General features: G+C 63.5%; 2 protein-coding genes and 1 pseudogene. All 3 read right to left on the bottom strand.

Annotated elements, in window-relative coordinates:
• Positions 1–2 precede the first annotated feature (2 nt).
• Positions 3–1154 carry a macrolide transporter subunit MacA gene (gene macA / locus ACZ5M5_RS13820; RefSeq protein WP_060742627.1) on the bottom strand — a complete coding sequence of 384 codons (1152 nt, stop codon included), beginning with the start codon at positions 1152–1154 and terminating at the stop codon, positions 3–5.
• A 78-nt stretch (positions 1155–1232) separates the two neighbouring features.
• Positions 1233–14324 (bottom strand): amino acid adenylation domain-containing protein, encoded by a 13092-nt coding sequence (locus tag ACZ5M5_RS13815; protein ID WP_464739369.1) that lies wholly within the window; start codon positions 14322–14324, stop codon positions 1233–1235.
• Positions 14316–15800 (bottom strand): annotated as a pseudogene (locus ACZ5M5_RS13810) (condensation domain-containing protein); the annotation flags it as partial. The pseudogene ACZ5M5_RS13810 and the gene ACZ5M5_RS13815, both read right to left, overlap by 9 nt.
• Positions 15801–15802: the final 2 nt, after the last annotated feature.

Raw genomic sequence — 15802 nt, 5'->3', positions numbered from 1 at the left:
GGTCAGGCTCCTGCCACGGCGGGGGTCGGCTCGCCGATGACAACCTTGTCACCTTCAGCCAGGCCATCCTTGATCTCAGCCCTGACGTTATTGTTGATGCCCGTCTGCACGTTGCGCGGCTGAGCCTTGCCTTCGGCATCGAGCACGCGGACCACGAAGCTGCCATCCTGGTTTTTCGCCCCCAGCGCGGCGACGGGAACCGTCAACACATCCTTGGCTTTGTCCAAGACGATACGAACCTGGGCAGTCATGGAGATACGCAGGCGATGATCGGGGTTCGGCACATCGAAGAGGCTGTTATAGAACACCGCAGTGTTCTGTTTGGGCGCCCCGGCTGCCTGGGTTTCGAGGAAGTTCTGCGGCGCAGGCTCGGTGCCTCGCAGTGTGGCGTAGTAGCGCCTTTCCGACTCCCCCAGGATGGTGAAATACACCTCTTGGCCGGGAACGATGTGAATCACATCGGCCTCCGATACCTGCGCCTTGACCGTCATGGTGTCCAGGTCGGCGAGCTTGAGCAGGACCGGCGCCAGTTGCTCGGCGATCACCGTCTGGCCTTCCTGCGTCACGATTCCCACGACATAGCCGTCTATCGGCGCGACGATGTGGGTGTAGGCCAGGTTGACCCGTGCGGTTTCCACCTGGATACGGGCGTCCTTTATCTGCGCATCGAGAGAGAGCAGGTTCGCCGCTTCCACTTTGTAGTTCGACTCGGCAGTCTCGTACTCCTGCTTGGAGATCGCGTCGTCCGGCTGCAGTTTTTTGTAGCGGTCATAGGTGGCCTTGGCGTCCTTGAGTTGCGCCGCCGTGGCCTGCCGCTTGGCCATCAGGTTCTCTTCGTTGACCTGGGTCTGGCGCAATGAGTTCTGTGCCAGCATGGGGTCGATTTCCGCCAGCCACTGGCCCTTCTTGACCTTGTCGCCCAACTTGACCTTGAGCGATTTAAGCTGGCCCGATACCTGGGCACCGACGTCGACCTGCTTGACCCCCTGGAGCGTCCCGCTCGCCAACACCGAGTTCTCGATGTCAGCCCGCTCGACCGTGGCGGTCAGGTACTCCGGCGGTTTGCCCGGCGATTGCGCGCTGTAGAAAATCAGACCGGCCACCACGACCAGTACGAGCACGATAGCGATTTTGCGAAACTTCGACTTTTCCATAAATAACCATGAGTGCGTTGATTTCAGACCCGGCCAACGTGGCGCCGGGCTCCATGGATGCGCGTCAAGGAGAGACAGTCATACGTAGTCACTGGCGGCCTCCTCGTCGAGCATGGGAAGGCCGTCCTGCCACCAGGCTGCCAGGTTGTGTACGTGAGGGGCCTTGAGGATCGTGAAGTGGTTGCCCGGACCGTACCAGATACTGAGGTCGGGGATATGCTTGCGCCATCCTTCGATCATTTGTTCCTGTTCGCGTTTGTTACCGGCCGTGTCCAGGGTTGGATCATCGGCCAGCACCAAGCGCACCGGCCCGGTGTAGCGATGTTGCGGTTGATACACCGTACGCAGGGCCGTACCGAAGGCCCGCGCCGGACCGCGCATCGAATCCACCGCCGAACGCTGCGGCAGCATGCCAGCCCGTACCATGCCCGCATGCAGCAAACGCATCTGCGCGGTATCGTCCTGGGTACCGAAGACCGTGGCATCGATCCCCAACGACTTGCCAGAAGCCAACTGCATCGCCTCGATCAGCCGATTCAGAACCCCCGTCGCGGTATAGGGCTTGCCCACCACGCCATTGCCGCCAGGCGACTCACTGTCGATCAGCGTCAACGAAGCCACCTTGCGACCCCGGGCATGCAGGCGGGCCGCCATTTCGAACACGATCCAGCCGCCGAAGGAATGGCCGAGCAGATGCACCGGCCCCTCCGGTTGGACCTTGTCGATCGCGTCGAGGTACACCTGGGCGGCCGTCTCCACGAGGCTGAAAGGCTCCGTGCTGCCATCCAGCCCGCGGTGCTGCAGCCCATGGATAGGCCAGTCAGGACCGAAGGCATCGGTCAACCCGATAAAACCGGTCACGCTGTCGCCAGCTCCCGGCACGCAGAAGATCGGCGCTCGATCGGTACGCCCGCCCTGGATCGTCAGCAGCGGCTGGTAACCGCTCTTCGGTGAGGGGGCCGGACGCGATGCGGCGGTGTGGAGTGCAGCAGTGATGGCCTGGCCCAATGCCTTGACATGGGGCGCTTGCATCATGCTCTGGTGGTTACCCGGAACCTTGACGCAATGCAACTTAGACGTGGGCAGGACAGCGTCCCAGCCCAGGTAGCCGGAGTGCTCGGGCGCGTCGTCCTTGCGTTCTTCGGCCACCAGCAGATGCACCGGTACGGAAATCGGATACACCGCGTAATGGGCCAACGCGTGACCATGGGCCACTTCGCGATCGAGGTACTGCCAGAGCTGCTCCGCGCTATAGACGGCCAGCTCGGCAGGCAGCAACGCCTCGTCGCGGCAATGCTGCACCAGGCCTGTGAAATCGAATCGATCCAATTGTCCTTGCAGATCGGCCAGATTCTCCAGCATCACTGCAAGTACTTCTTCGCCAGGCAACGCAGCCCTCCAGAAAACATCGCAGCGGTCCAGCAGATGCAGCTTGTGGGCTTCGTCCAATGCCCAGCGCGACCGGCCCTGATCCACCAGCCGGGGCAGATAGCTGTCGATGAGACCGACGAACTCGACCTCCTCGTCCAGGCCGATCAGCTGGATCGCGGTCTCGTAGGCCAGCACACCACCGAACGACCAGCCGGCCAGGCGATAAGGCCCTTTGGGTTGTACCGAACGAATGATCCCCACCAGGCGCGAGGCCATGCACTCCATCGTTTGCAACTGCGGCTCACCCCATTCGACGGCAGGCAGGCCATACACCGGGATATCCGGATCGATGTGCTTGCCCAGCATCGGGAAGTACAGGTCCAGGCCACTGAACTCGTGCACCAGGAACAGCGGATTCTGCTGGCCAGTGGTGCGCACCGGTACGATGGCCTCCTTGACCTGGGCATCCTCGGTGCGGGCCAGCAGCATCGATGCCATCGACGCGACGCTTTCGTGCTGGAACAGCTCGGCCAGCGAGACGGTCAGGTTGGCCTGTGCCAGCAATCCGACCAGCCGGATCGCCAGCAGTGAATGACCGCCCAGCTCAAAGAAGTTGTCGTGACGACCGATCTGCTCCAGCTTCAGGACGTCGGCCCACAAGCCTGCCAGCGTGACTTCCAGGTCGCCTTGCGGCGCCTCGTAGTCCTGGCTCCCATAAGCGTGCATTTCCGGTACCGGCAACGCCCCGGTGTTGACCTTGCCGTTCAGTGTCAGCGGCAACGCCGTCAATCTCACGTAGGCCGCCGGGATCATGTATTCCGGCAGCACGGAGCGCAGTTGGGCGCGCAGGACGTCCGCATCGAGGTCCCCACCGTTCTCGTGCTCGGTGTAATACGCGATCAGGCGCTTGTCGCCCGGACTGTCTTCCCGCGCTACCACCAGGGCCTCGCGCACCCCATGGCACTCGTGCAAACGGGCCTCGATCTCACCGAGTTCAATACGGAAGCCACGTATTTTGACCTGACCGTCATTGCGATCCAGGTATTCGATGGTGCCGTCGGGCAGCCAGCGGCCAAGATCGCCACTGCGGTACAGGCGTGCGCTCCCCGAATCGCTGAACGGATCGGCAATGAAGCGTTCCTCGGTCAGGTCCGGCCGGTTCAGGTAACCAAGGGCCACCCCGACACCCCCGATATGGATCTCCCCCGCGACACCCACAGGTACTGGTTGGCGCGCGGCATCGAGGATATACACCCGGGTGTTGGCAATAGGACGGCCGATCGGAACACTCGTTGCGCCATGTGGCACGGCAGAGACCATATGGGTCGTCGCAAAGGTGGTGGTCTCGGTGGGACCGTAGCAATGCACCAGCCGCAGCGAAGGAGCACGGGCCAACAGCCGCCGGAAGGAAGCCGGATCACCGCGTTCGCCACCGCACAGCAGGATCCGCAAGCCTGCCAGAGCATCCGGGATCAAGACCAGGTACTGATTGAACATGGCGGTGGTGACGAACAGCACCGACACCTCGGCCTCTGTCAGCGCCTGGGCGAATTGCGTCGGGCTGAGCAACGTTTCGTGATCAATGATCACAACGCGCCCGCCGTTGAGCAATGCCCCCCACACTTCCATCGTACTGGCGTCGAACGCCGGGTTCGAGGCGAACGCCACGCGATCCTGTACACCGAAATCCGCGTAGCCGTTATTGATCGCCAATCGGCCTATGGCCAAGTGCGGCACGATCACCCCTTTCGGGTGGCCCGTGGAGCCCGAGGTGTACATGATGTACGCCGGTGTATCGCTGGTTTGACCGGGGAATACCGCCGGCCGTACAGCCTGGATCAATTGCAGTGTGTCCAGGTCCAATCGCGGCATGTCTTCCGGCAAGGCCCTGTCACGGGTCGTCAACACCAGCACCGCGGCACTGTCTTGCAACATGAAACGCTGCCGCTCCTCGGGCGCATGGTGGTCCAGCGGTACATAGACGGCGGCGCACTTGAGGATCGCCAGTTCGCTGATGATGAGCTCGAACGAACGGTTCAGCATGATCGCGACTCGAGACCCAGGCTGGACGCCCCGTTCAAGCAAGCAATGCGCCAGGTAATTGGCTCGCTCGTGCAGCTCCCGGTAGGTGAGTTGCTGCGCCCCATGCTGGAGTGCAATCGCGTCAGGCCGGGCCCTGACCTGGGCCTCGAACAAGCCGTGGACCGTCTCTTCGCGGGGATAGACCGTGTCGGTCGCATTGAAGTCGACCAGCAGTTGCCGGCGTTCCGCCGCTGGCAATATCGCCAGCTCACGCACGGGTGCCTCGGGCGTGCGCTCAAGCGCATCGACCAGGCTTTCCAGCGCCGTGTGCATGTAGCCGCAGATGCGTTCTGCCCCGATGCGCGACTCCGCCAGGGTGGTCAGCACAAAGGCCTCGCCGAGGTCGTCGATGTTCAGTGACAGTGGATAGTTGCTCCACTCCTCGCCGCCGAGCCCCTCGATCCCGTTCCAGGCCGACTGGGCCTCCTCGGTGACCTGCGTTGCAGTGTGCCGGTAGTTCAGCAGTGCACTGAACAACGGCGTCGACGTAGCGACACCGCTGCAACGCTGTGCCAGCGCCAGCGACGCATGTTCGTGTCCCAGCAGCGCGGTGAGACGCGCATGCGTTGCCTTGACGCCTGCCCGGGCCCCGTCGACGCCGACGTCAACCCGCAGCGGCAAGGTGTTGATGAACAACCCTAGCGCCCGATCGGCCCCCTCACCGCCCTGCATCCGACCCATCAGTACGGTACCGAACACCACGTCTTCGCGCCCGGACACGGCGCCCACCACCCGCGCCCAGGCCAGGTGATGCAGGCTCGCCGCGCTGACGCCAAGTAGTCGCGATTGTGTCCGCAGACGACGATTCAAACTGTCGTCCACGCCCAACCGGGCCTGTTCGATGACATGGCTGTCGCCCTGCACGTCCTGCAGACCGAATGGCAGGGTCGGCTCCTGGATATCCTGGAGCATGTCCCTGAAGAACGCCTCGTGGGCGCTTTGCGTCACGCCAAGCCGCGCCTGGGCCACGTAGTTGCGATACGGCACGGCATCGCCCAACTGAGCCTGCTGCCCGAGCAAGTACGCTTGCATATCGTGCTGGATCACCTCCAGCGCGGTGTGATCGAGTGCAATGTGATGAAACAGCAGCAGCGCGATCCAGCGCTGGTGCTCGTCGTCATAGGCACAGGCAAGCCGCATCATGGGCGCCTGGCGCACATCGAGCCGAGAGTGCCGAGGGTCGAAACGCTCACGAAGCTGCGTCGCCACGTCCTCGCCCGGCTCGACCGTACAGGTCTGCACCGCCAGCGGCGCTTCCCGCAGCACCACCTGCACCGGCTCGCGCAAGCCCTCCCAAAGCACAGCCGTGCGCAGGATATCGTGGCGGTCGATCACGCCTTGCAGCGCACTCACGAACGCATCCAACCGGGCACGGTCCTCCAGGTTGAACATGGCCTGCTGCACATAGAGATCGCCCTGCGACGAAACCAGGTGGTGATACAGGATCCCTTCCTGCAATGGCGCCAGGGCGTAGATGTCCTGAACATTGCTCACGCCACCGGGCACCCAGGCCACGATGGCGTCGACTTCCTTCTGCGTCAGGTCGGCAAGCGGCAACATCTGCGGGGTGATCCGCTCACAACCCGGCACGATGCCGTTGTCCGGCACCACGATTTCCGTCGTACCGCCCACGGCTGCCGCCAACGCGGCCAGGGTCGGCTGGCCGAACAGCACGCGCACATCGGCGCTCAAGCCGGCCTGGCGCATGCGCTCGATCAACGTGACCGCCAACAACGAGTGCCCACCCAATTCGAAGAAGTGGTCATGACGCCCCACCTTTTCGACCTTGAGCAGCTCGGCCCACAGTTGTGCCAGTGTCGTTTCCACAGCGCCCTGCGGCGCTTCGTACTCACGGGTAATCACCGACGCCAGGTCCGGTGCCGGCAGCGCCTTGCGGTCAAGCTTGCCGTTGGGGGTCAGCGGCAGCGTATCGAGCCGCACGTAGGCGCTCGGCACCATGTATTCCGGCAGTTGGGCTTGCAACTGTGTTCGCAGGTTTTCGATCTCGACACTGTGCTCGTCACCGTGCACGGTGAAGTAAGCCACCAGGCGCTTGGCCCCCGGCACGTCTTCGCGAGCCAGCACCACGGCTTCCTTGATCGCCTCATGCTGGGCAAGCTTGGCCTCGATCTCGCCGAGTTCGATACGGAACCCACGGATCTTCACCTGATCGTCGTTACGCCCTAAGTACTCGATGTTGCCATCCGGCAGGTAGCGACCCAGGTCGCCGGTGCGGTACATCCGCGCATTCGCCGCACGGCTGAACGGATCCCGCAGGAAACGCTCGACGGTCAGTTCCGGACGGTTCAGGTAACCCCGCGCCACCTGCACACCGCCGATGTATATTTCCCCGGCCACGCCCATGGGCACCGGTTGTTGATGGCTATCGAGCAGGTAGATCCGGGTGTTGGCAATCGGCTTGCCGATCGGCGTGCTGTCCGGGGTGTCCGTCCCCGCGCAATCCCACGCGGTCACGTCCACCGCCGCTTCGGTCGGACCGTACAGGTTGTACAGGCCAGTGTGCGGCAATTGCGCCTTGAAGCGCCGCACCAGATGCCCCGGCAACGCTTCGCCGCTGCACATCACCCGCACCAGACCTTCGCATTGACTTGCCTCGCCATGGGCCAGGAACACATCGAGCATCGACGGCACGAAGTGCAGCGTGGTGATGCCGTGCCGCTGGATGGCTTCGCGCAGGTACGCCGGGTCGCGATGCCCACCCGGACGGGCCATCACCAGGCGCGCACCGCTGAACAGCGGCCAGAAGAACTCCCACACCGACACGTCGAAGCTGAACGGGGTCTTTTGCAGCACCGCGTCGGCGGCGGTCAAGCCGTATTCGTCCTGCATCCACAGCAGGCGGTTGACCACCGCGCCATGCTCGTTCATCACGCCCTTGGGCAGGCCGGTGGAGCCCGAGGTGTAGATGACATAGGCCAGGTGATGGGCATGCAGGCCTTCGACCTGCGGATTGTCGGTGGGCTGCGTCGAGAACCCTTGCGCCTCATCCAGCAGCAGGGTTCGCGCCTGCGTCGCCGGCAGGCTCGCCTGCAACGCACGTTGGGTCAGCACCACCATGGGCGCGCTGTTCTCCAGCATGTAGGCCAGGCGCTCGTGGGGATAATCCGGGTCCAACGGCACATACGCCGCACCGGCCTTGAGAATCCCCAGCAGGCCCGCGACCATGTCCAGGCTGCGATCGGCACAGATCGCCACGCGGTCATCCGGGCGAATGCCCAGTTCCAGCAGGCGATGGGCAATCTGGTTGGCCCGCTCATTGAGTTGCGCGTAACTCAGTTGCGCCTCGCCGGAGACCACGGCGACCGCGTCGGGACTGGCCACAACCCGCGCCTCGAACAGGCCGTGCAGGGTCAGGCCCTGCGGGTAGTCGACCGCAGTGGCATTGAGCGTTTCCAACAGGTTCTGACGCTCGTTGTCACCCAGCAGCGGAATCTGCGCCACGAGGGTCTGTTCATCAGCAACCATGGCCCTCAGGACACTCTCCAGGTAGCCGAGGTAACGCTCCATCGTGGCGGGGTCGAACAACGCCGTGGCGTATTCCAGTGCCCCGAACAGGCGCCCGTCGATCAGGGCCATGTCCAGCAACACGTCGAATTTCGCGGTGCGGCTGGTCACACCCAGCCCTTGCAGCGACATATCGCCCAGTTCCAATCCCGTGGCTTCGTTGTTCTGCCATGACAGCATGGCCTGGAACACCGGGCTATGGGACAGGCTGCGCAATGGCCGGACCACCTCCACCACCTGTTCGAAAGGCAGGTCCTGGTGCGCCTGGGCATCCAGGGTCCGAACCTTCACTTGTTGCAACAAGGCTTGCACCGTCAGTTCATCCGCCACATCGACGCGCAGCGCCAGCGTGTTGACGAACAGGCCGATCAAGCCCTCGACTTCCGCCTGCATGCGGTTCGCCACCGGCGTGCCGATGACAACGTCGTGCTGGCCGGAGAGACGACTGAGCACCGTGGCCCAGGCGGCCGTGACCGTCATGAACAAAGTGGCACCATGGCGCTGGCTCAACGCCTTGAGGCCTTGGGTCAGGGTTTCGTCGAGGACAATCCCCACCGCAGCGCCGGCGTGATCCTGCTGCGCAGGCCGTGGCCGATCGGTGGGCAACGTCAACAGGGCCGGTGCGTCGGCCAGGGTTTGCCGCCAGAAGCGTTCCTGTTGGTCCAAGACCTCCCCGGTGAGCCAGCGCCGCTGCCAGAGGGCATAGTCCGCGTACTGAATCGGCAACGCCGGCAATGGATCGTCCTGCCCCTGACGGAACGCCTCATACAGCACGCCCAACTCATGGGTCAGCAGATCGGCGGACCAACCATCCGAGACGATATGGTGCAGGGTCACCAACAGCACGTGATCATCGTCCGCCATCCGCACCAGTCGGCCACGTACCAACGGGCCGTGGGCCAGGTCGAAAGCCTGGCGAGCCTCTTCCTCGGCCAGGGCCATCAGTTCGGTTTCGGCGTCCGCTCGCCCTGCCAGGGCCTGCAACCGCAACGCGAAGCCGACATCGACCGGGGCAATGCGCTGTTCCACTTCCTGCCCCTGCGCCTGCACAAAAGTGGTACGCAAGGCCTCGTGGCGGGCCACGATACGGTCCAGTGCACGCGTGAGCGCCGAAGTATCCAGCGCGCCTCGCAGGCGCAGGCCCGTGGGGATGTGGTACGCCGCACTGGTCCCATCCAATTGCGCCAGGAACCAGAGACGCTGCTGGGCGAAAGACAACGGCAACGCCTGTTCGCGGGACACCGGCACGATACCGGGCCGGGTGCTGTGCGCCGCCTGGGAGAGCACCTGGGCCAGCGCACTCAATTGCGGTTGGGCAAAGACATCCCTCAGGTTCAGCTCCACGCCCAATTGTTCGCGCACCTGGGCGATCAAGCGCATCACCAGCAAGGAATGCCCACCCAGTTCGAAGAAGTGATCGTGGCGGCCCACCGACTCGACCTTGAGCAGGGTTTGCCAGATCTGCGCCAGAACGATTTCCGTGTGGCCCTGGGGCGCTTCATGGGTGCGGCTGGCGTACGCCTCGGCATCGGGTGCCGGCAACGCCTGGCGGTCGAGCTTGCGGTTCGGCGTCAGCGGCAGCGCGGCCAGGCTGACGAACGCACCTGGCAGCATGTACTCGGCCAGTTGCACCGACAACTGCGCGCGCAGGCTCGCCGCGTTCAGGTTCACTCCAGCCTGCGGCACCACATAGGCCACCAGGCGTTTGTCGCCCGGCGTGTCTTCACGCACGATCACCGCCGCTTCCTTGACCCCGGCACAGTCACCCAGCCGGGCCTCGATCTCGCCCAGTTCGATACGGAAGCCACGGACCTTGACCTGGAAGTCGTTGCGCCCCAGGTATTCGAGGCGTCCGTCCGGACGATAACGGGCCAGGTCGCCGGTCTTGTACAGGCGCGCATCGGGCTGGTCGCTGAACGGGTCGGCCAGGAAGCGTTCGGCGTTGATGGCGTCAAGGTTCAGGTAACCGCGGGCCACACCGTCGCCCCCGATGAAGATTTCCCCCGCGACCCCGAACGGCACCGGCTGGCGGTACGCATCGAGCAGGTAGATACGGGTGTTGGCCATCGGCCTGCCGATGCTGGCATTGCCGAGGATGCCATCGACCGCGTCGTGCTCCATGTAGGCGGCGGTGCAGGACACCGTGGCCTCGGTCGGGCCATAGGTGTTGACCAATCGGGTATGCGCCGGACGAACCGCGTCCCACATCTGCAGTTTCTGCGTCGACAAGGCGTCACCGGTGACGTTGATCAACCGCACGTCGCGCAAATAGTCCCGAGCCTGGGCCGGCGAGTTGTGCCATTCGGCCGCGAGGGTATGCCAATGGGCCGCTGTCAGGTGCAGGAAGGTCGGGCGAATATCGCCGTTTTGTTGCAACTCGGCACTGCCAAACAGCTGTCGGGTCGGCGCCAGGGTGGCACCGGCCAGCAGCGCCGGGAAGATCTCTTCCACCGACAAGTCGAAGTTCAAGGTGTTCTGCTGCAACACCGTGTCGTCCGGTGTCAGGCCAAACAAGCGGACCGCATCGACGCAGTAGTTGACCAGGCCCCGGTGTTCGATCATCACCCCTTTGGGGTTGCCGGTGGAGCCCGAGGTGTAGATGACGTAGGCCAGGTGACGCACGCCCAGGGACGCAACGCGCGGATTGTCGTCGCAACCGGCGGCAATGCCGCAACGCACGCGCTCGGCGCGGTCGAGCAGCACCACCGGCACCGTCAACGCGGGCAGATGATCTAGCAACTCACCTTGGCTCAGCAGCGCCACCGGGGCACTGTCGGCGAGCATGTAGGCCAAGCGTTCGGCTGGAAACGCCGGGTCAAGCGGTACGTAACCGGCACCGGCCTTGAGAATGGCCAACAGGCCGATGAGCATGTCGGCACCGCGTTCAACGCAGATCGCCACCCGATCATCCGGGCGGATGCCCAGGCCGATCAGGTGATGAGCCATCTGGTTAGCCTGGCGGTTCAGTTCGGCGTAACTCAGTCGCTCATCACCGAACGCGACAGCGATGGCGTCCGGTCGAGCCTCGACCTGGGCTTCGAACAACTGGTGGATGGTCTGTTCACGTGGGTACGCGACCTGGGTCGCGTTGAGGCCTGCCAGCAAATGCTCACGTTCGGCGTTGTCCAGCAGCGCGATCCGTTCGATCCGGGTCTGGTCACTGGCGACCATGGCCCGCAGCAGGCGTTGGAAGTAGCCGAGGTAACGCTGCACCGTGCCCTCGTCGAACAACGCCGTGGCGTATTCAAGGGCACCAAACATCTGCCCTTGGATCTCGCTCAGTTCCAGGGACACGTCGAATTTGGCAACGTTGCTTGCCGCACCCAGGCCTTCGAGTTTCAAGTCCCCCAGCACCAGTTCGGTGCTGTCATGGGTCTGCCACGACAGCATGGCCTGGAACAGCGGACTGTGGGCCAGGCTGCGCACCGGTTTGAGCACCTCCACCACTTGTTCGAATGGCAGGTCCTGATGCGCCTGGGCGCCAAGGGCCTGGGCCTTGACCCGGGCCAGCAAGGTTTCTACCGTCGGCGCCCCCGAGAGATCGATGCGCACGGCCAAGGTGTTGACGAAGAAACCAATCAATCCTTCGACTTCCGACCGCGTGCGGTTGGCCACCGGCGAGCCGATCACCACTTCATCCTGGCCCGAAAGCCGGCTCAACAACGCCCCCCAGGCCGCCATCATGGTCATGTACAAGGTGACGCCGTGGCGCTGGCTCAGGGCCTTGAGGCTCGCGGTCAAATCGGCGTCGAAGACCACCGGCAATGTCGCCCCGGCATAGTCCTGTTGCGCAGGACGCGCACGGTCGGTGGGCAGCATCAACAAGGCTGGCGCATCGGCCAGGGCCTGTCGCCAGTAATCGCTTTGGGTTTGCAGCACCTCGCCGCTCAACCAGCGACGTTGCCAGACAGCGTAGTCGCTGTACTGCACCGTCAACGCCGGCAGTGGATCGTCCAGGTCATGACGAAACGCTTCATAAAGCGCCGTCAATTCCTTGATCAACACGCCAATGGACCAGCCGTCCGAGACGATGTGGTGCATGGTCAGCAGCAACACATGGTCTTCGCTGCCGAGGCGGACCAGCCGGCCCCGGATCAATGGCCCCTGCTCCAGGCTAAAGGTATCTGTGGCTTCCTGCGCCGCCAGTGCGTGCAGTTGGCCCTCGGCATCGGCCAGGCCGCAGAAGTCATGGTGCAGTAGCGCAAACCCGACATCGACGGGCGCGATACACTGCCGAGCCTCCTGTCCCCGCACCTGCACGAAGGTGGTACGCAGGGCCTCATGGCGAGCGACAATACGGTCCAGAGCCCGCTGCAAGGCGAGGCGGTCCAGCACACCGCGCAAGCGCAGCCCCGCGGGTATGTGGTAGGCCGCGCTCGCCCCTTCCATCTGTGCCAGGAACCATAGGCGCTGTTGGGCGAACGACAAGGGCAAGTCGTCCTTTCGAGAAACCCGGACGATTTCCGGCAACGTGCTGCGCCCGGCAACGGCCACTGCCTGCGCCAACCCCATGAGCTGGGGCTGGGCGAACAGTTCGGTCAGGCCCAACTCCACACCCAGGCGCAGACGCACCTGGGAAATCAATTGAATCGCCAGCAACGAGTGGCCACCCAGTTCGAAGAACTGGTCATGACGACCGACCTGTTGCAGGCCCAGCAAATCTTGCCAGATCTGCGCCAAGGTGGTTTCGACCTCGCCTTGCGGGGCTTCGTAGCCACGGGAAATGACGGCATCCAGATCCGGCGCTGGCAGCGCCTTGCGGTCGAGCTTGCCGTTCGGCGTCAGTGGCAACGCGTCCAGGCGTACGTAGACGGCGGGCACCATATAGGCCGGCAGTTGCGTTTGCAGGTGCGTGCGCAGGGTTTCGATTTCTACTGCTTCGTAAGGCGAATGTTGGGTGAAATAGGCGACCAGGCGCTTGTCGCCCGGTACGTCCTCACGGGCCAGGACTACGGTTTCGTTCAAGGCATCGTGTTGCGCGAGCTTGGCTTCGATCTCGCCCAACTCGATGCGGAAACCACGGATCTTCACCTGGTCATCGTTACGGCCCAGGTACTCGATGTTCCCGTCCGGCAGGTAGCGGCCCAGGTCACCCGTGCGGTACATGCGGGCGTTCGGAGCCGTACTGAACGGATCCTTGAGGAAACGTTCAGCCGTCAGGTCGTCGCGGTTCAAGTAACCACGAGCGACCCCGGCACCACCGATGTAGATTTCACCCGGCACGCCCAGCGGCACGGGTTGTTTGTGCTCGTCCAGCAGATAGAACTGAGTGTTCGCCACCGGTTTGCCGATATGTGCGGCAAACCCGTCTTCGCGGGCCATCGATACCCAACTTGAGTAGGTCGTGGTTTCCGAAGGGCCGTAGAGGTTGCACAGGCGCTTGACCTGGGTCTGTTCGAACAAGGTTTCAACCAGGCTGCGCTTCAAGGCTTCACCGGCGACGTTGACCGTGTCGACACCCTCGCCCAGCCCACCGGACTCCAGCAAGGCCTTGAGCGCCGACGGCACGGTGTTGATCAGGGTGATGTCGCGCTCACCCTGTTGCAGTTCCAGCACATTAGTGACCACTTCGATGCTGCCGCCCGAGGTCAGCGGCGCGAAGCATTCATAGACGGCCAAGTCGAAGTTCAGCGACGTCGAGAACAGGGTTTTCGACAGGGTTTGAGCGTCAAATGAGCGATGGGCCCAGGTCAGGAAGTTCACCGTGTTGCGGTGTTCGATCATCACGCCTTTAGGCAAACCGGTTGAACCCGAGGTGTAGATGACATAGGCCAGGTGCGACGAGCTCAGGCCCGGCACCTGCGGATTGGGCGCCGCCTCGTCTTGCCAGATGCCTTTGTCGAGGTCGATCACCGGTATCGCCGTTTCGCCCAGCAAGTTACGCGTAGTCCCCTGAACCAGGATCGCCGCCGGGGCGCTGTCTTCCAACATGTAGGCGATGCGGTCCAGTGGGTACGCCGGATCCAGCGGCACATAACCGCCGCCGGCCTTGAGGATCGCCAACAGCCCCACGACCATGTCGATACCGCGCTCGACGCAGATCGCCACTCGCGAATCGGGCTCCACGCCCTGTTTGCGCAGGTAATGGGCCAAGCGGTTGGAGAGCCCATTGAGCTCACGATAATTGAGCTGATGCCGGCCATGGCGCACCGCCACGGCGTCCGGCGTGCGCAGTACCTGAGCCTCGAACAGGCCATGAATGGTCTGCTCTTGCGGATAGTCAGCGTGGGTGGCGTTGAAGTCCACCAGCAACTGTTCGCGCTCGGCTGCCGGCACAATCGGCAGTTCACGCAACGCCCGTTCAGGCGTCTGCTCCAATGCTGCCACCAGGCTTTCCAGCGCTGTATGCATGTAACCGCAGACACGTTGGGCACCCACTTCGACCACTGCTTGAGCGGTGAACCGGAAGCCTTCGCCCAGGTCGTCCACGTTCAAGCACAAAGGATAGTTGGTGCGTTCTTCCATGTGCAGGGTTTGCATCCCCTGCCAGGCCGAGATGGCCTGGTCGGACACCGCTTCAGCCGCGCTGTGTCGATAATTGAGCAAGGTGCTGAACAATGGCAGCGAGGTCGGTACGCCACTGCAACGCTGCGCCAGGGACAACGAGGCGTGCTCGTGCCCCAGCAAGGCCGACAACCGGCCATGGGTCGCCTTGACTCCGGCGCGGGCGCCTTGAGCGCCGACACTGACGCGCAATGGCAACGTATTGATGAACATGCCCAGGGCCCGATCGGCCCCGTCACCGCCCTGCATCCGCCCCATCAGCACGGTGCCGAACACCACCTCTTCACGGCCCGAAACCCGCCCGACCACATGCCCCCAGGCCAAGTGAACCAGGCTTGCCGCGCTCACACCGAGCTGACGGGCCTGGGCCCGCAGGCGCTGCGCCAGCGCAGCGTCCACGTCCTGATGTGCTTCTTCGATACCGCTGCCATCACCCTGCACATCCTGCAAGCCGAACGGCAACGTTGGCTCATCGATATCGCCGAGCATCTCACGGAAAAACGCTTCGTGCTGCTCACGACTGACCCCCAGTCGCGCCTGGGCCACATGATTACGATACGGCACCGCGGGCGAAAGCAAGTGCGCCTGGCCCAAGAGACTGGCCTGCATCTCGTGCACCACGACCTCAAGCGCCGTGTGGTCCAACGCCATGTGATGGAACAACAGCATGCCGACCCAGCGCTGATTCGCCACATCCTGGGCAAAGGCAAAGTGCATCAGCGGTGCCTGGGCGATGTCGAGACGGTAATGACGCGGATCGAAACGCCCGTGCAGTTGCTGCACCACCTCGCCCCCCGCCGGATCCACCTCGATCTCTTCAAGACCCAGGGTCGCATGGCGCCATACCACTTGCACCGGTGCTTCCAGACCTTGCCAGACCATGCTGGTGCGCAAGATGTCATTACGCGACACCACGCTCTGCAAGGCCTGGGCAAAGGCTTGCAACCGTTCGCGGTTGTCAAAGCCGAACAGCACCTGCAACACGTAGGGATCGCCCTGCTCCGCGGCAAGGTGGTGGTAGAGAATCCCCTCCTGCAATGGCGCCAGGGCGTAGATATCCTGCACGTTCGTCACGCCACCCGGCACCGTGGCCACGATTCGGTCGATGGCGTCCTGGTCCAGATCAGCCAGGGGCAACATGTCCGGGGTGATCCGCGTGCAACCGT

The sequence above is a fragment of the Pseudomonas sp. Van50 genome, assembly GCF_055390755.1.
Note: the sequence above shows the minus strand (reverse complement) of the source record. Positions and strands in the feature narration are given on the sequence as shown.

Coding starts and splice junctions, on each gene's coding strand:
- macA (WP_060742627.1), bottom strand. CDS start 1,154: ATGGAAAAGTCGAAGTTTCGCAAAATCGCTATCGTGCTCGTACTGGTC.